The organism is Rufibacter hautae, from assembly GCF_008271695.1.
Classification (GTDB): domain Bacteria; phylum Bacteroidota; class Bacteroidia; order Cytophagales; family Hymenobacteraceae; genus Nibribacter; species Nibribacter hautae.
In genome coordinates this window covers 1,546,996-1,573,449 of sequence record NZ_VKKY01000001.1, presented here as the reverse complement: position 1 = coordinate 1,573,449, position 26,454 = coordinate 1,546,996, and the positions used below count along the sequence as shown (strand labels likewise).

The 26,454-nt window shown below is 54.1% G+C and carries 18 protein-coding genes and 1 tRNA gene; 11 read left to right on the top strand and 8 right to left on the bottom strand.

Going from position 1 to position 26,454, the window contains the following annotated elements:
* Positions 1 to 354: 354 nt before the first annotated feature.
* Complete coding sequence (locus tag FOA19_RS06010) at positions 355 to 1,539, bottom strand: alpha/beta hydrolase (RefSeq protein ID WP_149089851.1); 1,185 nt, start codon at positions 1,537 to 1,539, stop codon at positions 355 to 357.
* A gap of 154 nt (positions 1,540 to 1,693) precedes the next feature.
* Here FOA19_RS06010 and FOA19_RS06005 point away from each other — a divergent pair.
* A tRNA-Gly gene (locus tag FOA19_RS06005) sits at positions 1,694 to 1,769 on the top strand.
* Positions 1,770 to 1,872: 103 nt separating this feature from the next.
* Complete coding sequence (locus tag FOA19_RS06000; RefSeq protein WP_149089850.1) at positions 1,873 to 2,739, top strand: hypothetical protein; 867 nt, start codon at positions 1,873 to 1,875, stop codon at positions 2,737 to 2,739.
* Between the two features lie 144 nt (positions 2,740 to 2,883).
* Here the strand turns inward: FOA19_RS06000 and FOA19_RS05995 are convergent, their stop codons facing one another.
* Complete coding sequence (locus FOA19_RS05995) at positions 2,884 to 3,480, bottom strand: RNA polymerase sigma-70 factor (protein WP_190300294.1); 597 nt, start codon at positions 3,478 to 3,480, stop codon at positions 2,884 to 2,886.
* Between the two features lie 232 nt (positions 3,481 to 3,712).
* On the opposite strand from FOA19_RS05995, the gene FOA19_RS05990 reads away from it, so the two are divergent.
* The 8 genes from FOA19_RS05990 to FOA19_RS05955 all read left to right on the top strand — a co-directional run bounded on the left by FOA19_RS05990 (position 3,713) and on the right by FOA19_RS05955 (position 19,146).
* The gene (locus FOA19_RS05990) at positions 3,713 to 4,750 is read left to right on the top strand and encodes a FecR family protein (RefSeq protein ID WP_149089848.1); all 1,038 of its coding nucleotides are present in this window, start codon (positions 3,713 to 3,715) and stop codon (positions 4,748 to 4,750) included.
* A 138-nt stretch (positions 4,751 to 4,888) separates the two neighbouring features.
* Positions 4,889 to 8,170, top strand: a complete 3,282-nt coding sequence (locus tag FOA19_RS05985; RefSeq protein WP_223808754.1) for a TonB-dependent receptor — start codon at positions 4,889 to 4,891, stop codon at positions 8,168 to 8,170.
* A 10-nt stretch (positions 8,171 to 8,180) separates the two neighbouring features.
* Positions 8,181 to 9,665 carry a RagB/SusD family nutrient uptake outer membrane protein gene (locus FOA19_RS05980; protein ID WP_149089847.1) on the top strand — a complete coding sequence of 495 codons (1,485 nt, stop codon included), beginning with the start codon at positions 8,181 to 8,183 and terminating at the stop codon, positions 9,663 to 9,665.
* A 181-nt stretch (positions 9,666 to 9,846) separates the two neighbouring features.
* Positions 9,847 to 11,574 carry a SusE domain-containing protein gene (locus FOA19_RS05975; protein ID WP_149089846.1) on the top strand — a complete coding sequence of 576 codons (1,728 nt, stop codon included), beginning with the start codon at positions 9,847 to 9,849 and terminating at the stop codon, positions 11,572 to 11,574.
* A gap of 252 nt (positions 11,575 to 11,826) precedes the next feature.
* On the top strand, positions 11,827 to 13,293 hold the full coding sequence (locus tag FOA19_RS05970) for a glycoside hydrolase family 30 protein (RefSeq protein WP_149089845.1): 1,467 nt from the start codon (positions 11,827 to 11,829) through the stop codon (positions 13,291 to 13,293).
* Positions 13,294 to 13,599: 306 nt separating this feature from the next.
* Entirely contained in the window at positions 13,600 to 15,033 is a 1,434-nt protein-coding gene (locus FOA19_RS05965; protein WP_149089844.1) for a glycoside hydrolase family 30 protein, read from the top strand.
* A gap of 137 nt (positions 15,034 to 15,170) precedes the next feature.
* Positions 15,171 to 16,649 carry a glycoside hydrolase family 30 protein gene (locus FOA19_RS05960; protein ID WP_149089843.1) on the top strand — a complete coding sequence of 493 codons (1,479 nt, stop codon included), beginning with the start codon at positions 15,171 to 15,173 and terminating at the stop codon, positions 16,647 to 16,649.
* A gap of 256 nt (positions 16,650 to 16,905) precedes the next feature.
* A complete protein-coding gene (locus FOA19_RS05955; protein ID WP_149089842.1) occupies positions 16,906 to 19,146 on the top strand; it encodes a glycoside hydrolase family 3 N-terminal domain-containing protein in 2,241 nt (746 codons plus the stop codon).
* 81 nt (positions 19,147 to 19,227) lie between these two features.
* On the opposite strand, the gene FOA19_RS05950 is transcribed toward FOA19_RS05955, so the two are convergent.
* The 4 genes from FOA19_RS05950 to FOA19_RS05935 all read right to left on the bottom strand — a co-directional run bounded on the left by FOA19_RS05950 (position 19,228) and on the right by FOA19_RS05935 (position 23,110).
* Entirely contained in the window at positions 19,228 to 20,043 is an 816-nt protein-coding gene (locus FOA19_RS05950; RefSeq protein ID WP_149089841.1) for a DUF5602 domain-containing protein, read from the bottom strand.
* A 436-nt stretch (positions 20,044 to 20,479) separates the two neighbouring features.
* On the bottom strand, positions 20,480 to 21,289 hold the full coding sequence (locus FOA19_RS05945) for a helix-turn-helix domain-containing protein (protein ID WP_149089840.1): 810 nt from the start codon (positions 21,287 to 21,289) through the stop codon (positions 20,480 to 20,482).
* A 300-nt stretch (positions 21,290 to 21,589) separates the two neighbouring features.
* Positions 21,590 to 22,504: a pirin family protein gene (locus FOA19_RS05940; RefSeq protein ID WP_149089839.1), complete on the bottom strand. Its 915-nt coding sequence runs from the start codon at positions 22,502 to 22,504 to the stop codon at positions 21,590 to 21,592.
* Between the two features lie 18 nt (positions 22,505 to 22,522).
* The gene (locus tag FOA19_RS05935) at positions 22,523 to 23,110 is read right to left on the bottom strand and encodes a carboxymuconolactone decarboxylase family protein (protein ID WP_149089838.1); all 588 of its coding nucleotides are present in this window, start codon (positions 23,108 to 23,110) and stop codon (positions 22,523 to 22,525) included.
* 205 nt (positions 23,111 to 23,315) lie between these two features.
* Here FOA19_RS05935 and FOA19_RS05930 point away from each other — a divergent pair, with 205 nt between their 5' ends.
* The gene (locus FOA19_RS05930) at positions 23,316 to 24,353 is read left to right on the top strand and encodes an LLM class flavin-dependent oxidoreductase (protein WP_149089837.1); all 1,038 of its coding nucleotides are present in this window, start codon (positions 23,316 to 23,318) and stop codon (positions 24,351 to 24,353) included.
* Between the two features lie 58 nt (positions 24,354 to 24,411).
* Here FOA19_RS05930 and FOA19_RS05925 read toward each other — a convergent pair whose 3' ends face one another.
* Both FOA19_RS05925 and FOA19_RS05920 read right to left on the bottom strand, forming a co-directional pair.
* A complete protein-coding gene (locus tag FOA19_RS05925) occupies positions 24,412 to 25,167 on the bottom strand; it encodes a transposase (RefSeq protein ID WP_223808753.1) in 756 nt (251 codons plus the stop codon).
* Between the two features lie 37 nt (positions 25,168 to 25,204).
* Complete coding sequence (locus tag FOA19_RS05920) at positions 25,205 to 26,440, bottom strand: serine hydrolase domain-containing protein (RefSeq protein WP_149089836.1); 1,236 nt, start codon at positions 26,438 to 26,440, stop codon at positions 25,205 to 25,207.
* Positions 26,441 to 26,454 lie beyond the last annotated feature (14 nt).

Here is a 26,454-nt window from a genome sequence, read left to right as displayed (position 1 = left end):
GAGTCCCCGCTTAGAAGGCGCATATCCGTTTCCAGCCTTTCGGTTGAGCGCCTTTGTTTTAGACCTGGTGCCGCGGATGCGGCAGGCCAACCGGCCAAGGCTAAAACAGCAGCGCGAGGCCGGAAGGCGGGGCCTCGCGGCCGTGAGCGCACGGAGCCCAGCGATGCAACAATAAAGCTCATGCACCCACGCGAACATCGGCGCCACGCCAGCACAACCAGACTACGCGTCCACTAAAAAGCTTATGCAAAAGAGCAGCCCCTCGGGAAAACTCCCTAAAGCCAAAACAAAAAAACAGCCTTAAAACGTCTCATCGTTTCAAGGCTGTTTTCAAAAAAAGAAACCTAAAACACGTTACTTCTCAAAAGCCTTCTTCAAGTCCGTCACCGCCATTTCCTGCGCGTACTTTGCCTCGCGCAGCACAGAGGCCATCCCGAAAAACTCATGCGTCACGCCATTGAAAACCTTGTGGTTCACGTCTACTCCGGTAGAATCAAACCGCTGGGCTAACTGCTGACCTTCGGTCTGGAGAGGGTCCAGTTGGGCGTTGATGATGGTGGTAGGAGGCAGTCCTTTGAGGTTAGCGCCCACCAGGTTGATCCAGGGGTTCTTGCCATCAGCTGGCGTGCGCAGGTACTGCTTGAAAAACCATTCCATCATGGGTTTGTCCAGGGGTTTGGCCGAGGCGTATTGCTGGTAAGACGCAGAGTTGGTGTTATAGCTGGCAATGGGGTAGACCAACACCTGGTGCAACGGCATCTGTACCTTCTGGTCGCGGGCCATCATGCTCACGGCCGCCGCCAGGTTGCCACCGGCGCTTTCGCCCACCACGGCTACTCTCTTGGGGTCACCTTTGAGGGAAGCGGCGTTTTTCAAAGCCCATTTGTAGGCCGCGAAAGAGTCATTGTGGGCAGTTGGGAACTTGTTTTCAGGAGCTTGACGGTAGGCCACCGAGATGACCACGGCTTCGGTCTGCTCTGCCAGTCCTTTGGCCGAGGCGTCGTATGTGTCCAGATCAGCAATGACCCAGCCCCCGCCGTGGTAGTAGACAATCACCGGGTACGGGGCGGTACCCGTTTTGGGCGTGTACACCCGGGCGTGGATCTGGCCCCCTGTCACCGGAATCTTTTTCCCTACGGTGTCTACCTTAGAAGGCGGCATAGGCATGTTGTTCTCCTTCATCAGGTCCATGACGGCGGTGGTAGGGGTGGGGTTCTGCCGGGCCTGCTTCGCCGTGAGTTGCGGAATGGGTTTGGCGTTGTAGCTGGCCAGTTTCTCTATCACTGCCTGCATAGGTCCGGTGATGGTGTCTGCCCAGGCCGGTTTGGTACCAGTGGGCTTCAGGCTGGATGCTGCCTGGTCAGAGGTGTCTGCATCAGCATCGAGGTCAACCGCGGTGGTGTCCACGGCTCCTTCGCGGCTCACGCTCTCGGTTTCCTCCACGGGACGTTTGCTCTCGCAGGAGAGGACCAAAAAGCTGCAAGCCGTGGCCAAAATGAATCCGCCTTTACGGGCGAAGGTTAATATTCTCTTTTCCATAGTTTTAGTGTAAGGATGAATAAGGGTGGTTTGCGGTATAGTACATTACGGAATAGAGGTAAATACGGATTGTTTCAGATTTAGACCGAACAAGGACCAAGGTGGCGCAATTCTTGCCTCTAAGAGAAAACTGGTTATCTTTGTTCAGTAGCAAGCGAGAGTAGCTCAGTTGGTAGAGCATCAGCTTCCCAAGCTGAGGGCCGCGGGTTCGAATCCCGTTTCTCGCTCCAAATCATTTATATATTTCTTTTCCGGTTCCTTAAGATGGGTAAGTGTAGAGTTCTGAGTTTCCCCCGCTATTGCCAAGTTCTAGCATTTGTCCTTTTCGTATCAGTGGCCAGTTGTACGGCGCCCCGCTCCGTAATCCACTCTGGGAGGGTTACCCCGCACGGGGAGTTCAAGGTGGGCGCCAACTTTGGGGGGAACATCGCCTCAGAGCCCATCAGCCAGCTCAAAGACGTGGGCGAGGATGCCATCAAGGCGCTCGCCAGCCGCGACTCTGTGTACTATGACGGGTTGGTGAAATCGGCGACGAAGGCCGCCATTGCCTACACCCTGGATCCGGTAGGACCCAACTTTGATTTCTATGTGCGCTACGGGGTGCTGCCCCGCGTGGACGTGGGCTACAAATACGCCTCTGGGGTGCACGTGCTGGACGCCATGTACCAGTTCATGGGGCCGCTTGCCGGCTCGGCCAAAAGCGCCGAGAGATGGTACGGCAGCGTAGGTTTTCAGTACGCCGGGCAGAAATCAGATGTCCTGTCCAAAATCTTCCTGGACAAGCTTTCCCCCATCCTGCAGTTTGAAGCCTCCAGAAGAGACGTGCTGGTGCCGCTGGTGTTCAGCCGGTCGTTCGGGGTAGATGAGGAGTTCGGGAACATCTCCTTCGGGGTGGCCTATAACCATACCTTCGTGGAGTACGGCCTGGTGCCCGGCCGATTGTATGAGAAAGTGGGCGGCGGAAAAGCCGTGCAATTGGAAGGCCTCACCAGAAAAGGGAATTTCCCGTCTTACGGATTGTTTGTGAACGCTAAGATTGGGGCCAAGCGCATTTTCCTGCTGCCTGCACTGTCTATGTTCTACCAGAACTACGGCACCTTTGAGCTCCTGAAAGGCGAGCAGGTAGACTACTCCGGTATCACCATTGTGCCTTCCATAGGGCTGCAGATTGGTCTGGGCCAGGGCAAAGCTGGAAGATAGTTGCCTGGTGTTTAGGGGCTGTTTTTCTGAAAAACAGGTTCTAAACCAAATGATATTCTAAGTGAAAAAGCCCTCGGCTGATGTTTTGCATCTGTCGAGGGCTTCTCTTTTTGAGCTTGTTTTTCAGAAAGTCCAGTAAAACCGTTAGCGTACTAAGTAAGCACACATCAAGAGGAAGCCATAGACAATGTCATAGCTCTTGAATTTCTCCCGGAGCATTTTCAAGGCTTTGTTGATGTGGTTTTCTATGTTGCTGTTGCTGGTGTTCAGCTTGGTGGCAATCTCGGTGTTGCTCAGGCCCTCGGTGCGGCTCATGACAAACACCTGTCGCCTCACCGGCGGCATGGAGGCGCAGGCCTCTTCAAACAACTGTACCAGTTCTTTGTGCTCCAGCGTGGTTTGGGTGGAGTTTTCAGAAACCGCCCCGTAATCGGCCAGGTACTGGCCGAAGGCGAACTCGTACACCCGGTGGCGGGCTTTGTTGTACACCAGGTTCTTGGCGGTGGTGAACAGGTAGCCATCCAGGTTCTGGGTAGGGTCCAGGGAACTGCGGCGCTCCCATACTTTCAGGAAAACTTCCTGCACTATTTCTTCGGCATCTTCGCGGCTTCTCACCAGTTTCATGGCAAAGGCAAATAGCTTGGGTTCCAGTTTATGGTACAGACGCTCAAAGGCCGCCACGTTACCGGTGGTCAAGGCCTCAATGTCCTCCACGAAACTTTCCCTGCTATCTGTTTGCATGGTTTTTTGGTTAAAGTACCTGTCTTTCATGCTACTACAACCTCTCTCTTCCAACGTCCTCAGATCTCCTTTTGAAGTAGTCAATTTCAAAAACCTAAAATACTAAGGATAAATGTAGACCATTTTATAGAAAAAACAAAAACCGAAAGTTTTGTTAAAAATATTTGAAAACGGAGGTGGTGCAAGCCTGGGGATATGTGTAATAGGGAAAAGCGCTAATCTTTTATAACCCATGGATCAACACTTACTAGACCGTTTTTACAAGGGGGCATGTGCCCCTGGTGAGGTGAAGGCGGTATTGGAGTGGTTTAAGCATCAGAAACTTACCCCTGAGCAGGAACTTGAGATGAAGGAACTCTGGGCCCAGGCGGAACACCAGCAGTCTGAACCAACTTACGCACACGACGCAGATAAAACCTGGCGCAGTTTAGAGGCCCTTATTCAAAAAGACGCCCAAAACGAGACGCAAGAAGCCAAGGTGCTGCCCCTGCAGCCAAGCGCCTGGACCAAATGGATGCGCGTGGCGGCCTCCATTCTGTTGCCGCTGGGGTTAGTCTGGTTTGTGGCCAGCCAATACTTTCAAAAAGAGTCTGCCGTTGGGAAAATGATGGCCGTGCAGACCGCCCCCGGCGAGTGGAAAACCATTCAGCTGGAAGACGGGTCCTCGGTGGTGATGCGGCCGGGCAGCAAAGTGAGCTACCTGGTGCCTTTTGCCCAGAACAGAAGAGACATTGCGCTAGAGGGCGAGGCTTTCTTCCAGGTGGCCAAAGACAAAGACCGGCCTTTCGTGGTGAAATCTGGCTCCATATATACCCAGGCCTTGGGTACCTCCTTCAACATCAGATACCAGCCTAAAGACACCGCCATCTCGGTGGCGTTGGCCACCGGGGTGGTGAAAATCAGCAAAGGGGAGGAAAAAGAGGAAGCCACGCTGGCCCAATTGGTGCCGGGGCAGCAATTGGTGTTCAACCGCAAAGACCAGAAACATGCCGTGGACACCTTTAAAGCGCAGGAAGTGCTGGGCTGGAAAGACGGGGTGCTGTATTTCAAACAAGCCAGCCTGGAAGAGGTGGTAGATAGAATTGAGAACTGGTACGGCGTGCAGATTGACGTGAAAGGCATGGGACCAACCAGTAAAAAAGCATGGAGTTATACCGGTGAATACAGACAGCAAAGCCTGCCCCAGGTACTGGAAGGCATTGGCTTTGTAAAGCATTTCACTTACCAGGTGAACCAAGACCAAGTTCAGATAACCTTCAAAAAACCGTGAGCTTATGAGGAGATGACCGGTTCTTTTAACAGGTAAGCCACTGGGTGGCCTACCTGTCAACTACCTCCGGAAACCAGATGTTGGCGCATCCAGATCCATGAGGCAATACAAACAATTAAAACTAAACACTCCCAAGATATGGAAAAAAACGTTTACGGCGTCCTGAAAGGAATGACCTGGAAAGCTTTGGCGGTATTTGTGCTGCATCTGGCTTTCTTCTCAACGGGTTTCGCCGCGCCCGGCAAAGCCCCGGTGAGCACTATTCAGAAAACAAAAATCACCCTCTCCATCACCAACGGCACCCTCCAGGAATTCTTCCGGAAAGTGGAGGCCGAAACCCTGTTTAAGTTCACGTTTGATGAGAACGAAGTGCCTAGCCGGTCTAAGGTGACGGTGCAGGCCAAGAACGAGCCCTTGGACAAAGTGCTGGAAAAAGTAGCGGCTACCACCAACCTGGAGTTCAAGCAGGTGAACAACAACATTCACGTGCGCACCAGAAACACCAGAGCAGCCCAGCCCAAAGCTTCTGTGGCTCCGGTAGTGCAGGACGGCTTCCGCGTTTCCGGGAAAGTAACCGACGAGAACGGGACCGGGTTGCCCGGCGTTACCGTTTCAGTGAAAGGGACCACCAACGCCACTTCCACAGACGTGAACGGAGGCTTCTCCTTGAACGTCCCAAACGGAACCGGCACCCTGGTGCTTTCCTACATCGGGTACACGACACAGGAAGTAGCCATTGAGAACCGCTCTACCATCAACGTAGCCCTGGCCCCAGATACCAAATCCTTACAAGAAGTAGTGGTGATTGGGTATGGTACGCAGAAAAAAGAAGACATTACCGGTTCTGTATCGGTGATTGACAACGAAGCCTTTGACGCCCGCCCTAACACCCAGATCGGGAATCTGATTCAGGGGAAAACCGCCGGGGTGCAGGTATTGACCAACTCTGGTAAACCTTCGGCTGGTTTCAACATCCGTATCCGGGGAACAAGCTCTATTACCGCCAACAGTGATCCTTTGTACGTGGTAGACGGCGTTCCTTCTGGTGATACCAGAAGCTTGAACCCCGCCGATATTGAAAGCATCTCTATTCTGAAAGACGCCTCTTCGGCCGCCATCTACGGAGCGCAGGGTGCCAACGGGGTAGTGTTGATCACCACCAAACGCGGTAGAACCGAGAAGCCAACTTTTGAATTCAGCACTTACACTGGGGTTTCCCAAGTTTGGAATACCCTTGACGTGTTGAACGCCGAGCAGTACCGTGACCTGATGACCGAACTGGGCCAGAACACAGACTGGAGCCGCTACCAGGAGAATACCGATTGGCAGAAAGAAGTTTTCCAGAACGGAAGCTCTCTGAACTACCAGTTAGCCGTTTCCGGCAAGACCGACAAAACCAACTACTACATCTCTGGCGGTTGGATGAAGCAGAACGGCGCCGTGCGCAGTTCTACCATGGACCGCGCCAGCTTTAAAGTGAACCTAGAGCAAAAGCTTTCCAACTGGTTAACCGTGGGTACCAACATGGGCTACACCCGCTACCATGACGTAGACGTAGCTGATAACCAGTCTGTAAACCAGGGTGGGGTGATCTTGGGCGTACTGTCTACCCCGCCAGTCATTGGTGTGTACAACGCTAACGGAACCTTCACCAGCAACCCGTTCCAGGACTGGGAAAACCCAATCTCCAGCACCGATGGCTCTGACCGCAACTACCGCAACCAGCGTCTTTTGGGCAATGTGTACGGCGAGGTGCAACTACTGAAGGGCCTGAAATACCGCGCCAACTTTGGTATTGACTACATCAGCGCCATCAACGACTACTTCTTAGATCCGTTCAGAACTAGCTATGGCCGCGCCAGAAAAGGGATTGGCCGTAACAGCACCAACCTCACCAACTTCTGGATTCTGGACAACACCCTTTCTTACACCAAAACCGTGGGGCAGCACAACTTCAGCGCCATGGTGGGTTCTGTGCAGCAGAAATTCAGATGGGAAAACAGCAGCATTGAGCGCACGGAGTTCTCTGGTACGGCAGTAACCACACCTGGTGCCGGTGCCGTAATCCAGTCGGCAGATGCGAACAAGTCTGAGAAAACCAACACCTCGTTCATTAGCCGGGTGACCTATGACTTCGCGAACAAGTACCTGTTAACCGCCAACTTCAGAGCAGATGCTTCATCCGTGTTCGGTCCGGAAGTGCGTTGGGGCTACTTTCCATCAGCGTCTTTGGGCTGGAGAATCTCTGAGGAAAATTTCTTCCCTAAAACCAACGTGTTGAATGATTTGAAACTGCGCGTAGGTTGGGGATTGGTTGGTAATGATACCGGCTTGGGAGCGTATGCATACCTGCCCCGCGTAGGCTACGGCGCTAACTACCCTATTGGCGGTACCGCCCAACCAGGTAGCTATCCCTCTTCTATCGGGAACAACCAACTGGGTTGGGAAGCGTCTGAGCAGACCAACGTAGGTTTGGATGTGGCTTTCCTCAATTCCCGTATCTCTTTAACCGTTGATGCCTACTTGAAGAAAACCACAGACCTGTTGCTGCCTATTGAAGTGCCAAGGTCTACCGGTTTCAACGGTGGTGATGCCAACGTAGGAAGCCTGCAAAACAAAGGTCTTGAGTTCCTGGTGAGCTCCCAGAACCTGGTGGGTGATTTCTCCTGGACCACTGATCTGAACTTGTCATTCAACAGAAACAAAGTAACCAACATCCTGGGCCAAAGCTTCTTCGGGGGTGGCGTAGCCGGTAGAGGTGATGTGAGCTTGTCAAGAGAAGGTTCTCCCTTGGCCCTGTTCTATGGCTATCAGTGGGGTGGGGTAGACCCAGCCACCGGTATGGCCTACTACATCAACAGAAACGGCGAAAGCACTTTTACGCCTTCGGCGGATGACCGCGTGATCATTGGTAACCCTAATCCAGACTTCATCTACGGGGTAACCAACACCTTCTCTTTCAAAAACTTCGGTTTGAGCATCTTCCTGCAGGGCTCACAAGGCAATGACATCTTTAACGCCACCCGCATAGAAATGGAAGGCATGTCTGATCCTAAAAACCAGGGGATTGCCGTTATCAATCGTTGGAGAAACCCAGGTGACGTGACGGATATCCCGAAAGCGGTTTGGGCCAGCACCGACAATTCGCGCATCTCTTCCCGCTTTGTGGAAGACGGTTCTTACCTGCGTGTGAAAACCCTTACCCTCAGCTACAACCTGCCTTCAACGCTGTTGTCCAAGATCAAAATGAACAACCTGCGCCTCTATGCCACCGGCGAGAACTTGTTCACCCTCACAGACTATTCAGGGTTTGACCCAGAGGTGAACGCCTTTGGCGGAAACAACAGAGCCCAGGGCGTTGACTTTGGTACCTATCCGCAGACGCGCAACTTAATCTTAGGTCTGAATCTTTCTTTCTAATTAAGAATATATGAAACTGAACAGAATAGCCATATATACCTTGGCAGGTGCTCTCTTGATGGGAGCCCCCGCCTGTGACGATTTCCTGGAACTGGAGCCCATTTCTGAGGCCACTACGGAAAACGCCTACAAATCTGCCAGCGATGCCGAAGCCGCGTTAACCGGCGTTTATGAGTCGTTTCAGGCAGAATACTACATCTGGGACAACCTGGTGTTCAGCGAGATTCTCTCTGATAACTATTATGCCGGGGGTGACAACGCCGAAATCTTCGCGGTAGACAACGTGGCCATCACGCCTACCAACAGCCGTCTCTGGAACAACTGGAGCCAGATCTACAACGCCATTGCCAAAGCAAACGTGGTGTTGCAGAAGGTACCTCAGATCACAGACCCACAGTTGTCTGAGACCCGCAAGAACCAGATTCTAGGCGAGGCTGCTTTCCTGCGCGCATACCACTACTTCCAATTGGTGAAAATGTGGGGTGGCGTGCCGTTGGTGTTAGAGCCAGTAACCTCGCTAGACCCAGCTACTACCCAAAAGCCCCGCGCCACCGAGGTGGAGGTCTACAACCAGATTGTGACCGACCTGACCTTTGCCTTGGAAAACAGACTGCCTGATACCTTCGGAGAGAATGCCAGCGTGAACAAAGCCCGCGCTACCCGCGGAGCCGCCAACGCGCTTCTAGCCAAAGCCTGGGCGCAGCGCCCTGACCGCGACTACAACAAAGTGCTGCAGTACGCCGATGCCGTGATCAACAGCCCGGCCGGTTACCAGTTGCTAGGCAACTTCAACGATCTGTTTGACGGCGCGCACTACAACAATGCCGAGTCTATCATGGAGGTGCAGTTCATCGGCGGAAACGAAGCTAACTGGGGTCCTCAGATGCTGCTCCCGCCGTCTTTAAGCGGTGATACCTGGCGCAAATTCATGACCCCGTCGCATGACCTGGTGAATGCCTATAACTCTGAGAACGACAATGTCCGGAGAAACACCACCATCTTGTTTGAGAATGCACCTTGGTCAGATGAGTTCTGGTCAGTGAGCACTGGCGGAAGCGTTCCGTTCGCGTACCGCTGGAAAAGTGCCAACGGCTGGGCCAGTACCAACCGCCAGTACCTCTTCAGGCTAGCCGATATCATGCTCCTGAAAGCCGAAGCCCTGAATGAGCTGGGCCGTCTGGAAGAAGCCAGAACCGTGTTGAACACCGTGCGCAGAAGAGTAAACCTGGGCGTGAATACCTCCACTACCAAAGAGGAGATGAGAATGGCCATCTTGAAAGAGCGCCGTCTGGAGCTGGCCCAGGAAGGTCACCGTTGGGATGATCTGCGCCGTTACGGCGTGGCTGCCCAGGTAATGAACAGCCTCAATGAGATTGACCTGCGCACCAATACCCGCAAGGAGTACAACGTAGCGCCGCATGAGCTGTTCCTGCCTATTCCGCAGTCAGAGATCAACCGTAACCCGCAGTTGACGCAAACCCAAGGGTATAACTAAATCTTTCGGCCGCAAGGCACCCGTCTCAGAACCTTCCCCCCAGGGTTCTGTTTCAGGACTGTTTTTCTAAAATCAGCCCTGAAATAACTGGCTCCGCAAATACTTTGCGGGGCCAGGAAGGAGGGGTGCAGGTGTTTGCCCAAGAGTCTCTTCAAGAATTCATGTCTAATAAATAGTCCTCATGAAAAAGATAAACGTGTTTTTCCAGCTCCTGGCCCTGCTGTTTGTAGTGGGCGCCTGCGAAGAGCAAGACAATATTGAGCCGGTGGGCAATTGGGAACTGAGTGCCCCGGTACTGGCTAACCCGGCAGAGAATGCCGCCATCACCCTGGACCAGACCGCGCCTAACGCCACTACCCGTTTTGAGTGGGCTCCGGCAGTCTCCAGCAAGAACTATGGCGTCACCTACAGATTGGTGATAGACTCTGCCGCCAACGCAGATTTCAGCACGCCCATCCTGAGCATGCCTACCGGCAACGGCGGGAAAAACCTGTTCGCTACGCCTACCGCAGTGCAGATTGACCAAGCCTTGTCCATGGCGGGTTACGATGCCAATGCGGTGGCCCAGTTGAAATGGGCCGTGGTGGCGCAGTCGTTGAGCAAAGAAACTGTGTCAGCGGGCAAGCCTCTCGCCGTTACCCGTTTCGCGAACGAGACGCACCCAGACCGGTTGTATATCTCCGGTTCAGCCACCGAGAAAGGCGCCGATGTAAGCCAAGCCATTCAGATGCGCCCATTGAAAGACGCCAACGGAAACCGGACCAACGTGTTTGAGGTGTACACCCGTTTAACCGAGGGCGGTACTTTCAGATTCTACAGCCAGCAGAACGCCACCTCCTTGGTGTACGGCGCGTCAGCAGAAGGCAAATTGCGCAAAAAAGGAACCCCCATTGCAGCACCGGGCGCCGGAACTTACCGCGTTACTGTAGACCTGAACACAAACGAATTCAGCTTCGTGAAGATTGACCGTTGGAGCGTGATTGGTGGTGCGTTTGCCGGTGGCTGGAACAGCGAGGAGGCATTGGAGTACCAAGGCAACGGGGTATGGAAAGCCTCCCTGGGTATTGAGAAAACCGAAGGGTTCGTTTTCAGAGCCAACGGCGATTGGGGTTACCTCATGAAACGCGTGAAAGGTACCAGCAACCAACTGGTGATGGAGTCTCAGGCTCCTGCCGGTACGTTTGAAGACATTCCGGCAACCGCCACTGGTCGTCATATCGTGACTTTGAACCTGTCTGGTGAGCAATACACCTACTCCCTGCAGAAAGACACCTCTGTGCCACCTCCAGCCACTATCCCAGACAAACTGTTCTTGTTGCAAGGCAACACCGTGGTGGCAGAATTGACCAAAGACGGAAACTCTTTCAAATCAAACGTGTTCCTGGCGCTGGAGGCAAGCAAAGAATACAGACTGAACTCTGCCAATGACGGCTCGGGCACTTCTTTCACTACCACGGCCAAAATTGGCGAGACCGCCACGCCAGACGCGGATGCCGTATCTGCGCCCGTTGATTTCGGTACGGGAAACGCAGGGATCGTGGTTTCTCGTGACCAGGCCTACCAACTCACTCTGAACTTCCAGACCGGTAAGCTCACCTGGAAGTACTACAACATCAAACTCTTCCACTGGGATGATGCCGGCGGAGGATGGGATGCCCGCAACGAGTACCTGTTGACCTACAAGCACCCTTATACTTTTGAAGGAACGGTAGCCCTGAAAGCCAACTTTGACCTGAAGTTCAACTCCCCTTGGGATGTTCAGTTCGGGACCAACAGCACGGCCCTGAGCGGAACCATGACCAACGGAGGCCCTAACTACAAAGGCATCACGCAAGCCGGTAATTACAAAGCGACCATCACCGTCACGAACGACTACAAAACTGCCGAGTATTCATTTGTAAAGCAATAATCAAAACGGGCGCTTCGCCTTCGGGAGAAGGAGGAAGCGCCCGTTTCATTTCATAAAAGGGGCAGGTATGCCTGGCGTCGTTTTAGGGCCGATTTTTGAAGAATAGCCTCTAAACACCTAAAGCCTGCAAATGAGAAAAGCTGTGAGCCGAGCTATCCAGAGCAAAGGGTTAGCCAAGCGCAGCCGTGTGTTTCATGAGGCAGGTTTAGCCGCTCTCTTTTTAGGGTAAACCGGCCTGTTCAAAGCGTAACCATGGGAAATCCATTTTTAAAGAAAATATCTAAACTGAGTGTGCTGGCGTTACTGGCCGGGTCTTTGGCCAGCTGCGGCGGCGACTCAGACCCAACTCCGTCCCCCCCGCCACCCCCAGGCGGCAACGGTACCAGCCAGGTAGCTTTCTGGCTCACCAATCCAGACAAATCGGTGTTGTTCAAGAAGCAGAACGTGACCCTGAACTTCAAGGCCGAGACGAACAATAACCTCACCATTGACCTGGATACTACCCAGACCTACCAAACCGTGGATGGCTTCGGGTACACCTTAACCACCGGCAGCGCCTACGTGCTCAACCAGATGGCCGCCGCCAGCCGCGCCGATCTGTTAAGAGAGTTGTTCGCGGTAGATGAAGAGGAAGGCACCATTGGGGTGAGTTACCTGCGCCTGAACGTGGGCGCCTCTGACCTGAGCCCCACCGTGTACTCGTACCAGGATGTGATGGGCACCGCCTTCAGCCTGGCCCCGGATCAGGCCTATTATATTCCGGTACTCAAGGAGATTCTGGCCATTAACCCTAACATCAAACTCTTGGCTTCACCGTGGTCGGCACCGGCCTGGATGAAAACGAATAATAGCCCCAAAGGCGGTTCGCTGAAGTTCGAATACTTTGATGACTACGCCGAGTACCTGGTGAATTACATCCAGGGCATGAAAGCGGCCGGCATCACCATTGACGCCATTACGGTGCAGAACGAGCCTTTGCATGACGGGAACAACCCCAGCATGTTCATGTCGGCGCTGGACCAGAGGTCTTTTGTGAAGAACAACATCGGGCCGGCGTTACGCGCCACGAACATGGAAACCAAGATCATCCTGTATGACCACAACCTGGATCACCCGGAGTATCCAATCTCTATCATGGATGACCCGCTCACGAAGCAGTACGTAGATGGCTCAGCGTTTCACCTGTACGCGGGCAACGTGACGGCCATGACCACCGTGCACAATGCGCACCCAGACAAGAACGTGTACTTCACCGAGCAATGGGTAGGCGCCCCCGGTAACTTCTCTGAGGATCTGAAATGGCACATGACCAACGTAATCATTGGCACCATGCGTAACTGGAGCAAGAACGCCCTGGAGTGGAACCTGACCGCTGACCAGAACAACCGGCCTTTCACCGAGGGTGGCTGTAACACGTGTCTGCCTGCCGTAACGGTAAACGGAAATAACGCCACCCGCAACGTGGCTTACTACATCATCGCGCACGCGTCTAAATTTGTGCGTCCCGGCTCAATAAGGGTGAAAACCACGCTCCTGAATGCCCAGAACACCGAGATGTTCAACACGCTGCAGCACGTGGCGTTCAAGAATCCGGCGGGCAAGAAGGTGCTGTTGGTCCTGAACGAAACCGGTGCTGACCAGACCTTCAACATCCGGTACCGCGGCCAGATTGTCTCCACTACCCTGAGAGGCGGCGCGACAGGTACCTACGTGTGGTAATTCTATTCCCTGTTTCGGGGCTATTTTAGAGAAAGCAGCCCCGAAACAGATTTCTGTGCTGCAATGAGGCAGTACGTTTTACAGTTTGAAATTCAGACTCAGGTAGAACTTATATTCTGAAGCGATCCTACACCCATTTGTTATCCTGAAAGGATCTTGTGAGCGAGCTAGGTAGCCCTTTCCCAAACGCTATTGCTGTTCGCCCTCAAGATCTTTCCAAGATGACAAAAAGAGGAGAGTGGTAGTGGTTGAAACCTCCACTGCCAGGCCTGCTTTCCTGAGTCAACATTATTTTAATACTTATTCATGATTCATTCCCTCAAAAAACAGTGGGTGCACACCCTGCTCATCGGTGGGCTTTGCCTGGGCGGTGCGGTGGGCTGTACCTCTAACAAAGGCCTTTTCTCTAAGAATGAGGCTGACCTATGGCTGACCAACGCTGATAAATCTTCGCTGTTCCAGAAGCAGGCGCAGCCCTTGGCGTTCTCAGATGCGGCAGCTACCACTTCCTCCGTCATTGACATTGATGAACAGCAGACCTTCCAGACCATCGATGGTTTTGGCTATACCTTGACCGGCGGCAGCGCGTACCACCTGCACAAAATGACTCCGGCGGCGCGGGCGGAAATCCTGAAAGAGCTCTTCGGGACGGACGGAAACAACATTGGCGTGAGTTACCTGCGCGTGAGCATCGGGGCGTCTGACCTAGACGAGAAGGTGTTCTCTTACAATGATCTGCCCGAAGGCCAGACTGATCCCAACCTGGAGAAATTCAGCTTGGCGCCGGACCGTGCCTTTCTGCTTCCCGTTTTGAAAGAGATTCTGGCGATTAACCCCAAAATCATGATTCTGGGATCGCCTTGGTCGCCGCCTACCTGGATGAAGACGAACAACAACTCCAAAGGCGGTTCCCTGAAGCCGGAGTGGTACGATGCCTACGCGAAGTACTTCGTGAAGTACGTGCAGGAAATGGCCAAAGAAGGCATCACCATTGATGCCATCACGGTGCAAAACGAGCCCTTGCACCCGGGCAACAACCCGAGTTTGCTTATGCTCGCGCCAGATCAGGCCGTCTTCGTGAAGAACCATTTAGGGCCTGCTTTTCAGAAAGCGAACATAAAAACCAAGATCATCGTCTACGACCACAATCTGGACCGTCCGGATTACCCCATCACTATCCTGAATGATCCGGAGGCGAAGAAATACATCAATGGCTCGGCGTTCCACCTGTACGGCGGCAAGATTGAGGCAATGTCTGAGGTGCACAATGCACACCCTGACAAGAACGTGTACTTCACCGAGCAGTGGATTGGTGCCCCCGGCAAGTTCCCCGGCGACCTGAAATGGCACGTGCGTGAGCTGATCATCGGGGCTCCCCGCAACTGGTCCCGCAACGTATTGGAGTGGAACCTGGCCGCTGATCCGCAGCAGAAACCCCACACGCCCGGCGGTTGCACCGAGTGCTTAGGTGCCTTGACCATCGACGGAGACAAAGTCATCCGTAACCCGGCCTATTATGTCATCGCGCACGCGTCTAAGTTTGTGCGTCCCGGCTCAGTGAGAATCGCCTCTAACGTACCGACTGACTTGCCTAACGTGGCGTTTAAAACCCCCAAAGGCGAGCGCGTTGTCATAGTCCTGAACAACAGCGATGCGGCTCAGACGTTCAACATCCGGCACAAAGGCAAAACCGTGGCCGCTACCTTGAACGCCGGCGCGGTAGGTACTTACGTGTGGTAAATTTCAAGAAAGGGGAGGACAGTTAAAGTCAACTTGTTTTCAGCTTCATTTAAGAAAAAGATGCCTAAAACAAGCTTACCTTAGCAGTACGATCCCATTCACTCAATCTTTCAATCACTCAGTCACTCATTGCATAAATGAAGAAAATACAATCCCTAGCATCTCTTACTTTGCTGGCCGCGGGTGTCGCTTTTTCCTGCTCGCAGGTGAAAACAAGCCAAAGCAAAACCAGCAACAATACTTTTAAGGTAGACAACCGCTCGGTGACGGTGTACACCACGGCCAAAGACACCGATTTGCGTCTGTCGCAGAACGGAACGGCGCGTTTCCAGGATTTCGGGCAACCGATGGAGACGCAGGTGTGCGTGTTCGTGGACCCGAGCAAGACCTTTCAGACGATGGTGGGCATCGGCGGCGCCATCACCGATGCCACCGCGGAAACCGTGGCTAAACTGCCCAAAGACAAGCAGCAGGAAATCCTGAAAGCCTACTATGACCCTACAGACGGTATCGGGTACACGCTGGGCAGAACCACCATCCACAGCAGTGACTTCTCCAGCGGCTCGTACACCTACGTGGAGGACAACGACAAAGAGCTGAAGACCTTCAGTGTGAAGCACGATGAGCAGTACCGTATTCCGTTCATCAAGCAGGCGATTCAGGCTGCGGGCGGAAAACTGACCATGTACGTGAGCCCGTGGAGCCCTCCGGCCTGGATGAAAGACACCAAGACCATGCTGCGCGGCGGGAAACTGTTGCCGGAGTATCGTCAGAACTGGGCGAATTACTACATCAAGTTCATCAACTCGTATGAGCAGGCGGGCATTCCCATCTGGGGCTTGAGCGTGCAGAACGAGCCGATGGCGAAACAGACCTGGGAGTCCTGCATCTTCACCGGCGAAGAGGAGCGCGATTTCATCAAGGAGTATTTAGGACCTACGTTGCACAAAAGCGGCATGAAAGACAAGAAACTCATTGCCTGGGACCACAACCGCGACCTCATCTACCAACGCGCCAGCACCGTGCTGAACGACCCTGAGGCGGCTAAATACGTGTGGGGCATCGGGTATCACTGGTACGAGACCTGGACCGGCTCTGACATGCTGTTTGACAACCTGCGCAAAGTGAAAGAAACCTTCCCGGAAACCAACCTCATCTTCACCGAGGGTTGCATCGAGAAATTCGATTTCAACCGCATCAATGACTGGGCCTTGGGCGAGCGCTACGGCTACTCCATGGTGAACGACTTCAACGCCGGTACCGCCGCCTGGACCGACTGGAACATGGTGCTGGACGAGAAAGGCGGCCCAAATCACGTGGGCAACTTCTGCTTCGCGCCCATCCACGCCGATACCCGCAACGGCAAAGTGCTCTACACTAACAGCTACTACTACCTGGGCCATTTCTCTAAGTTCGTGAAGCCGGGTGCCAAGCGCATCATCAGCTCGTCTAACCGCGATGCCCTGCAAACCACCGCCTTCCTGAACCCAGACGGCAAAGTAGCCGTGATCGTGCTCAACACCACCGACAAACCGCTGGACTACAAACTCTGGATCAACGGCAAAGCCGCCGATGCCAAGAGCTTGCCGCACTCCATCGCCACGCTGGTGCTGTAAGCAATTTTCTTCGGATTTACTTTTTTTGGACAGACGCAGGTGCAAACTTGCGTCTGCCTTTTTTACGGCCGTTTTCAGAAATATAGCCTCTAAATAGTAACTGACTAATAAGCTGCGAAGCTCACGCATTCCGTCTTCCTTTGAAGGGGTAGGGGATGATTCTCCCCTGCTGATCACACGTATCAAAAAGTCCTTTTAGAGCCATTTTCCAGAAAACAGCCACAAAACGAAAACTCATTATTCCCCGACTATACAAATGAAACTAAAACTCTCTTCTCTGGCCCTGGCGGTGCTGCTCAGCTCCGGTGCCATGGCACAGAAGAAACCCGCCAAGGTGAACACCGCCAACCTAGACCAACGGGTGAACGACCTGCTCCAGAAAATGACCCTGGAGGAAAAAGTAGGCCAGCTGAACCAATACACCGGCGACCAGGATGCCACTGGACCCATCACCGCCTCGGGCGACAAAGTGGCCGATGTAAAGCAGGGCAAGATTGGCTCCATGCTGAACGTGCGCGGTGTGAAGTACACCCGGGCGCTGCAAGACGCGGCTATGCAGTCGAGGCTTAAGATTCCGCTGTTGTTCGGGCAGGATGTGATTCATGGCTACCGCGTGACCTTTCCTATTCCTTTGGCCGAAGCCGCCAGCTGGGATTTGAAAGCCATTGAGCAAGGTTCCCGCATTGCGGCTACCGAGGCTGCTGCCTCAGGCTTGCACTGGACGTTTGCACCCATGGTAGACATCGGGCGTGATCCGCGGTGGGGCCGCGTGATGGAAGGCGCCGGCGAAGACCCGTACCTGGGTTCGCTCATTGCCAGAGCCCGCGTGAAGGGTTTCCAGGGCGAAGGTCTGGGCAACGTGGATGCCGTGATGGCCTGCGCGAAGCACTTCGCGGCCTACGGCGCTGCTATTGGCGGTCGGGATTACAACAGCGTGGAGATGAGCCTGCGCACGTTGCATGAAGTGTACCTGCCGCCGTTCAAAGCCGCGCTGGATGCCGGCGTGGCCACGTTTATGAACTCGTTCAATGATCTCAATGGGATTCCGGCCACCGGCAGCAGCTACCTGCAGCGCGACATCCTGAAAGACCAGTGGAAGTTCCAGGGCTTCGTGGTGAGTGACTGGGGTTCTATCGGCGAGATGATCGCCCACGGCTTCGTGCAGGACAACAAGCACGCCGCCGAGGTGGCCCTGAACGCCGGCAGCGACATGGACATGGAAAGCCGCAGCTACATCAGCAGCCTGCCCCAGTTGGTGCGCGAAGGAAAAGTAAAGGAGGAACTCATCAACGATGCCGTGCGCCGCATCCTGCGCAAGAAGTTTGAACTAGGCTTGTTTGATGACCCGTACCGTTTCAGCGACGAGAAACGCGAGAAGAAAACCCTCAACAAACCCGAGCACCTGGAAGCCGCCCGCGACGTGGCCCGCAAAAGCATCGTGCTCCTGAAAAACCAAGGCCAGGTACTGCCGCTTTCCAAAGACCTGAAATCAGTGGCTGTCATCGGACCTCTGGCCAAATCTGAGAAAGACATGCAGGGTTTCTGGTCTATTGATTGGGGCAAGGAAGACAAGCTGGTATCGCTCTACGAGGGCATGCAGAACCAGGCTGGTAACACCAAGCTGCTCTACGCCAAAGGCTGCGAAGTGCAGGATACCTCCAGAGCCGGTTTCGCGGAGGCTTTGGCCGTGGCCAGACAAGCCGATGTAGTAGTGATGGCGGTAGGAGAGAAGGCCGATATGAGCGGTGAGGCCAAGAGCCGTGCCAACATCCATCTGCCCGGCGTGCAGGAAGAACTCATCAAAGCCATTCAGGCCACGGGTAAACCGGTGGTGGTGCTCATTATGGCCGGTCGACCGCTGGTGTTTGACTGGACCGCCAAGCACGTGCCTACCATCGCCTACACCTGGTGGCTGGGCAGCCAGGCCGGAAACGCCATCGCTGATGTGCTCTACGGCAAATACAACCCATCCGGAAAACTGCCCATGACGTTCCCACGCTCCGAAGGCCAGATTCCGATCTACTACAACTACTACAACACGGGCCGCCCGAGCCAGAACGACCAAGATACCAATTACCGCTCCGGCTACATTGACATGGTGAAAAGCCCGCAGTATGCGTTTGGGCACGGGTTAAGCTACACCACCTTCAGCTACAGCAACCTGGTGTTGAGCAAGCCAAGCATGGGCAAAGGCGAGACCATCACGGCCTCGTTCACGCTCACCAACACCGGCAAAGTAGCCGGCGAGGAAGTGGCCCAGCTGTACCTGCGCGATGTAGTAGCCCAGCCCGTGCGCCCAGTGAAGGAATTGAAAGGTTTTGAAAAAGTAGCCCTGAAACCCGGCGAAAGCAAAACCATCACTTTCACCATTGATACGGAAAAACTATCGTTCTACAACGACAACCTGGAGTGGATCACGCAGCCCGGCCAGTTCCAATTGATGATCGGGACTGCCTCAGACAACATCAAACTGCAGCAGAACTTTGAGCTGAAGTAACAGCACGTAGTCACATGAAAATCCCTGCCACTTCTATCTCCTGTGATAGAGGTGGCAGGGATTTTTTATGCGGAAAAGGGCCTATTTATGGCGCCAAACCAGATCCGTGAGGGCGATGATATAAGAGTCGCCGGTGCGGGTAATGGTGTAAGAAGTGGGGTAGTAGCCTGGTTTGTCATGGATGAGCAGCGAACGAACGGGGCTTTCCACAGAGGTGCCCGGAGACAGGCTCTGCAGATACGCCAGCGTGATCATCGGCTCCAGGAAAGTAACCCGGTTTTGGTTAGATCCATAGATGAAAGTCTTGCTGAAGCCGGCAGGCGAGAACTCCGGGGAGGTAACATCACTCCAGTGCAGGCCCATGTGCGGAACGGCAAACGGAACCGGCCCGAAGGTATACACATTAGGGAAGACGCCTCTGTCCTGCAGGTCATACCCGCCCTGGTCTATCCCACCCATAATCTGGTGGATCTGTCCTTCGGTGATCATGTAGAAGTGGAAGTCAAAGTGCGGAAGGGTGTACACGCCCGCGGGCTCATGGCCTTCTGGGTTCCAGCCGATCATCACGGTTTTGAATCCGGTGGCATGCAGCGGGCCCGGCAACGGCAAGACAATCTCCTGTACCTCATGCGGCAAGTTCTCCAGCGCCTCCGCTGACAGCTCTATCCCGATGGCAATTGGTTTGCCCTGTACCCGCTCTACCCACACGCGGGCCGTGCCGCCCCATAAGTCCATGGTTTTTCCATAGATAATGTTGGAGGAGTTCCCTTTCCGGTCTTGTGACAACCTGCCACTGGGTTGTACATCCTCGGGGCTTTCGCAGCCAATTAGAAAGAATAACAGAAAGAGGAAGGATGCAATGGGACGATAGAACCCCAGAAGTATTGAATTTTTCATCAAGTTGGTTAATTAAATAAGTGAGTTTAAAGCTGAATAGGGCATCAGACGCCGTGCGTAGGTTGGGCACGGGTAAGATGGCGAGAATAATAGACGGGCTCTTCTGGTGAAGAAGTAGGGAAGGAATCTTACTGTGTAAGCAGAGGGGGCTCTGGCAGGTAGTAAGGTTAGCGTGAGCGGGAGTGGGAGCCGGAACCGCACCCATGATCGGGTAAAGCAAGTTCTAACCGGTTGAGATAATTACCTTTGGCCAGCCACAGCACAGTCTCAGTTAGTACTTTGGCCGTGTCGCCGCCGGTCATGATTTAACAAGGTTCGGCGCCAAAGGTACTCCGGGAGAGTGTCAGAGTCTTGTATAAATCCGACATTATGTTTAGCAGCCATTTTTATGATTCTGGCAGGAAAAGAGCCTTGCCCTACATCTAGGCCTAGATTACTATATGGTGAGAAAGTTCTCCTGCTCAGATAGGTACACCGACGGAAGCTCGCCCGTGATTTGCTTGAAGTCGCGGTTGAAGTGGGCCTGGTCTGAGTAGCCGCCCAGATAGGAAAGCTGGGCCAGGCTGAGCGAGGGGTTCTGGGTGATGAGCTGCAAAACCTTGTTCAGGCGCGAGATGCGCATGTAGGTTTTGGGGCTCAGGCCCAGCTTATTCTTGAATTCCCGCTCCAGTTGCCGCATCCCAATGCAGACTTCGTGGCTCAGGCGCTCCACCGAGGTACCCCCTTCCTGGCAGCGGATGAGGTGGGCGGCTACCTGTACAAAGGACGGGGGCACATCATTGGCTGGTACCTGATTCAGGAAAAAGGCATCGGCGGCAAGGACCCGTTCCTCAAAGGTTTTCAGGTGGCCCAGCTTGCGGCAGAAGGCAGAGAAAGAGGCGCCCAGCACCTCGTCCAGGTTTGCCGGGCAGTTGAGCAGCGTAGCGGCCGCCACCCCGAAGACGGCGTGCAAGGCCTCAGGCTTGAAACAGATCCCGAAGGTCTCCGCCTCGTTTTTGAATTGCAGCACGTAAGGCACGGTCCAGAAGCCAAAGAAAGAGAAAGCGATACTGGGTTTCCGGCGGGCATTCCCCTTCAAGGGGCCGTGCGCTTTGGGCAGGTGCAAAACCAGTTCAATGTATCCGGAGGGAAGTACTTTCTGCCTGAGCGTTGGCGTGGACTTACCCCTGAACGTGCCGGACCAATACTGGGTGATAAAAGGCTGTAGGGCGGCCGTAGCGGTATGCCTGAGTATTTCTACCTCCATGCTCCTCTTTTAAATGACTTCAGGTGCCTGCTGACTCATCCATCGGGGGCAAACATCGGCTTGCCGCAAAGCTTACCGTGAAGGAGCGTTGCCCGGAGCGCTTGATTCTTCTCTTCTCAGGTTCCTGGATTCACCTTAGAAGAAAGACCCTTGCCTGTGTAAATGCCTATATTTAAAGAGGATAGCGAAACTAAAGTACACGTTTTAAGGCCAATCCTGGTAAAACGGCCCTAAAATGTGCTGTTACTTTATTTTTTTCCTGAGCTGTGTTAGCGCGGCGTTCCGTTTTTGGCCTGTTTTTCAGGAAAGCGCCTCCGGGGCGGGACTGCCGGCGGGTTTGGATTTGTCCTCGGGCAGCGGGATAAACTCCGCGTTATCGGTGGGCGGAAGCAGGATGCGGCCTTCCTTCCAATCGGCTTTGGCCTGCTCAATGCGGTCTTTCCGGCTAGACACGAAATTCCACCAGATAAACCGTTCGCCCAGCGGCTCGCCGCCCAGCAGCATGAGGGTGGTGGGTTCTTTGGCCAGCAGAATGGGGTCAGCGCCTTTGCTGAAGACCAGCATCTGCCCCACGGTGTAGGTGCGGCCGGAGACCTCCAGACTGCCCTTGGCGATGTAAAGGCCCCGCTCGGCATGTTCCTTCGGCAACCCGAAACGCGCGCCTTGGTCCAGCACCACGTGCAGGTAAAAGAGCGGCGAGTGCGTCTTTACCCCGTTCCTGAGCCCGAAGGCATCACCGGCGATGAGGCGCATCCAGACGCCGGTATCGGTGAAAATGGGCAGTTGCTCTGGCTTGTAGTTGTCAAAGGCGGGCGCGGCTTCTTCGTCTTTCTCGGGCAGGGCCACCCACGTCTGGATCATTTCCAGTTGTCCGCCGGCCAGGGTGGCGGGGTCCTCAAAGCGCTCTGAGTGCGCAATGCCGCTGCCGGCCGTCATCCAGTTCACCTCGCCGGGCCTGATAACCTGCTCCACGCCCAGGCTGTCGCGGTGGGTGACCTGGCCGCCAAACAGGTAGCTCACGGTAGACAGCCCGATGTGCGGGTGCGGCAAGACATCCAGGTTCTGCACCAGCGGCGGCTGCAAATCAACGGGGCCAGCGTGGTCCATGAAGATGAAAGGACCCACCATCCGGCGGAGCCGAAAAGGAAGAATGCGGCGTACGTCCATGCCCGGGGCCAGCGAGGCTTTGCGGGCTTCAATCACAATGTCCAGCATAGATAAGTGGAGGAAGGGTTAGTTTTTGGCTTTCTTGTTCATCATCCAGACGATGGCCTTGCGCAGGAAAAGCGGCGGGTATTTGTAGCCTTTCCGGGCCAGCCGGATGCCCATCTCGGGGTAAGCTTCCTCGGCGGCCAGGTTGGTGCCTAGCCCATCAACGTAGCGGTTGTACATGCAGAAGGCCGCCGCAATGAGCACGGTATCATGGATTTCCTCGTCAGAGGCGCCCTGTGCTTTGGCCTGGGCGATGTGCTCCGGCAAAACCGCTTTCCCGCTCTGCTGCACCTTGCCGGCGATGCGCAGCAGGGCTTTCATTTTCTCCGAGACAGGAGCGGTTTCCACGTTCTCCACCACGCCGCGCACGGCGGTTCCCTGGTCGTTGAAATGGACATTGGCGGCCGCGGCGTGGGAGCAGTGGCAGTAGGTGCAGTTGTTCAGGTGGGAGACATAAGACGCAATCAGTTCCCGTTCGGCAGAGCTGAGGGTAGAGGGGCCGTGCAGGAGGGTGTGCGCCAGGTTAGACAAGGCTTTTCCGGTAGAACCTTTGTAAAAGAGCAATTCCACGATGCAGGGTTGGTTTACGCCCGTTTTGATGTAGGTCATGGGTCTTCGTTTCTTTGGCTGGTGAGGTGATAACGTTTCTGCGGGGGCTATGTATGGGGAGTGCTTTCTGATTTGGGGCTGTTTTCATGAAGATAGCCTTAAAACCGCACCAAACCAACAGGTACTTACCCCAAGGATATCGGGGGCAGGGCAGCCTCTGGCGCTTTTTTCTTTCCCTTATTCTAAAGACATCGTAACATTGGCTATGGAAATAGGCATCACCACCTTCGTAGAGAACACTCCTGATCCCGGTACCGGCAAAATGCTGCCGCCGCACGAGCGCATGCGCAACCTCATGGAAGAGATTGAACTCGCCGACCAGGTGGGGCTGGATGTCTTCTCCATTGGCGAGCACCACCGCCCAGATTTCATTGTGTCCTCGCCTGCCGTGGTGTTGGCGGCGGCGGCGGTGAAAACCAAGAATATCAAACTGTCCAGCGCCGTGACGGTACTCAGTTCCGATGACCCGGTCCGGGTGTTCCAGGATTTCGCGCACGTAGACCTGCTCTCAGAAGGCCGCGCCGAAATCATTGCTGGGCGCGGTTCGTTTATTGAGTCTTTTCCGCTTTTCGGGTATGATCTGCAGGATTACAACACGCTGTTCTCTGAGAAGCTGGACCTGCTTCTGAAACTGAACAAAAGCGAAAAGGTCACCTGGTCTGGCAAGCACCGGGCGGCTATTGACAACCTAGGCGTGTACCCCAGACCTTACCAGAAGGAACTGCCTATTTGGGTGGCCGTGGGCGGTACCCCAGAATCGGTGGTGCGGGCTGCCAGCTACGGTTTGCCTATGGCGCTGGCCATTATTGGCGGCAATCCCGAGCGTTTTGTGCCCTTCACCGATCTGTACAAGAAAGCCTACCAGCAGACGGGGCATGATACAATCAAGCTGCAGTTGGGCATCAACTCGCACGGCTACCTCGCCGATGATTCCCAGAAAGCTGCTGATGAATTCTACGGGCCTTACGCGTACGTGATGGGCAAGATTGGGCAGGAGCGCGGCTGGTCTGGCATGACCCGCGAGCAATACGACCTCATGCGCAGCCCTGAAGGCTCCTTGCTGGTAGGCAGCCCGCAACAGGTCATCGACAAGATTCTATGGGAATACGAGCTGTTCGGCAACACCCGTTTTCTGCTGCACATCAGCGTGGGCACCTTGCCGCATGCACAAGTCATGCACGCCATTGAACTGCTAGGCACCGTAGTGGCCCCGGCAGTGAGAAAGGCAATTGTGGACAAGTAGAGACAGGCACCGCCTTGTCTCCTACGCATTCCTAATTTCGCGCATTCCTGATCAGAGATCATCCATAAAATTTATCCTGCTCCCATCTGGCTGGGTTGTGAAGAATGTAATCCTCAATTTTCTCGTGAGCAGAATGACTCCGGATGATGTGGTCATGAAATCCAGATTGCCATGCGAAATCACCTGAAATCTTCCGCGCATATTTGGTGACTACAGATTTGTAAGACCCAATGATAGAAGATAAGGTGTGTTTGGGAGGATTGGTGAACCTAGCTTGGCCAAGGGTTTGGGATTTCGGTTGTGTATAGGTAGTACCAGCATCAGGCGAAATTGGATCAGTAATCGTGAGACTGGCCAATGAAGGATCGGGTAACGTGGAGACAAGGCGGTGCCTGGTCTCTACGGGTGGTGGTGTGTTTTTAAGGCCGTTTTCTGGTTTTTGGATCAAAAGGATACCGTGTACATGGTTGGGCATCACCACAAAGGCATCTAATTCTACAAACGGGAAGTGATTAGGGATCTCCGCCCAGAAGGTGAGGGCTAGTTTTCCTGTTTCTGACAAATACATTTCTCCGTCCAAGACTTGGCCAAAGAAATGCGCCCTATCCTTTGTGCAAATCGTGACAAAATAGGCAGCGTTCCAGCCATAATCCCAATGTTGTAAACGGGTAGAGGCAATCCTGTATTTGTTTTGGAATTTATCAGACATGCCACCTTTATCTATTAGCTTATAGATAAACGGCAATGCTAAAATAAGTTGCTTTGCAGGGTTAATGTGTTGTAGAGACCAGGCACCGCCTTGTCTCTGACGCATTGCAGATCTTATGATAGGAGATTCAATTTCCGGGGTCTTACCTTCTCCGGCCCCGGACCGCCAGTTTCTGGTCTTTAGTTGCGACACTGTCTGGGTGGGCGGGGTAGAGGAACTTCCGAAGTTCCTGCAGATAGCTGAAGCTGCCGTTGGGCAGGTTGCTGAGCACAATAAGGGCACTGTGCTCTTTGGGGTTGCGCAGGAAGTAGGTAGAGAAACCGTGCCACAGGCCGCCGTGGTAGACGGCAGTATCTCCGTTGTCCAGCGGACGGATGCGCCAGCCGAAGCCGTAGTCCTCGGTTTGGTTTTTCTTTTTGTGCAGAATGCCGCCAGTAAACGCTTCGTCCAGGGTCTCGTGCTTCACCAGTTTTTGCGTGTACAGCGCTTGGTCCCATTTGTAGAGGTCTTCCACGGTAGAGTACACGCCTTTGTCGCCCAGCACGGTGTCCAGGTAATCGGTGGTGCGTTTCTGCCGGAAGCGGGTGTGGCCGGTGGCTATTTTGCCGGTGAGCGTCAGGAAATCGGGGCTGTAGGTGAAGGTGTGTTTCATCTCAAGCGGTTCAAAGATGCGCTCGCGCAAGAACTCCGCGAAGGGCTTCTCAGACACTTTCTCCACAATGGAGGCCAGCAGGCTGTAGCCGGTATTGCTGTAGTCAAAGTGAGTGTTGGGTGGGTAGTACGGCTGCGGGCGATGCGTCACCATGAGGTGAATCACATCTTCATTGGTGAGGTTCTTGTTGCGGTCTGGCCACAGCTTATCGCTGAAATAGGTGTAGTTAGACAAACCGCTCTGGTGGGTAAGCAACTGCCGGATGGTGATGCCGTGGTAAGGGAAATCGGGGAGGTACTGCTGCACGCTGTCCTCGTAGTTGAGCTCGCCCTCTTCTTTGAGCATCATGATGGCCATGGCGGTGAACTGCTTAGACACCGAGGCCAGCTGGAAAGCGGTCTCTACCGTGAGCGAGTCTTTCTTGAAAAAATCGGCCAGGCCGAAGGCGTTTTTGTAGATGACCTTGTCATACTTGGTCACCAGTACCGTGCCGTTAAAGCCCCGTTTTTTGTGAAAGTGCCTAAAAACGGAATCCAGCTTCACGGTCAATTTCTGGATGCTATCGGCCGTAAACGAGGCCGGAATGGCCACCTGCAGCTTTTCTTCCTCGTCGCCACCCCACAGTTTTTGCTTCTTCCCCGATTTTTGACAACCAAGGAGAAGGAAGCAGCAAACAAAGGCTGTGCAACAGCCCACAAACAGCGATTTTGCTCTGAGAAAGGTCATACCTGAAACTACCA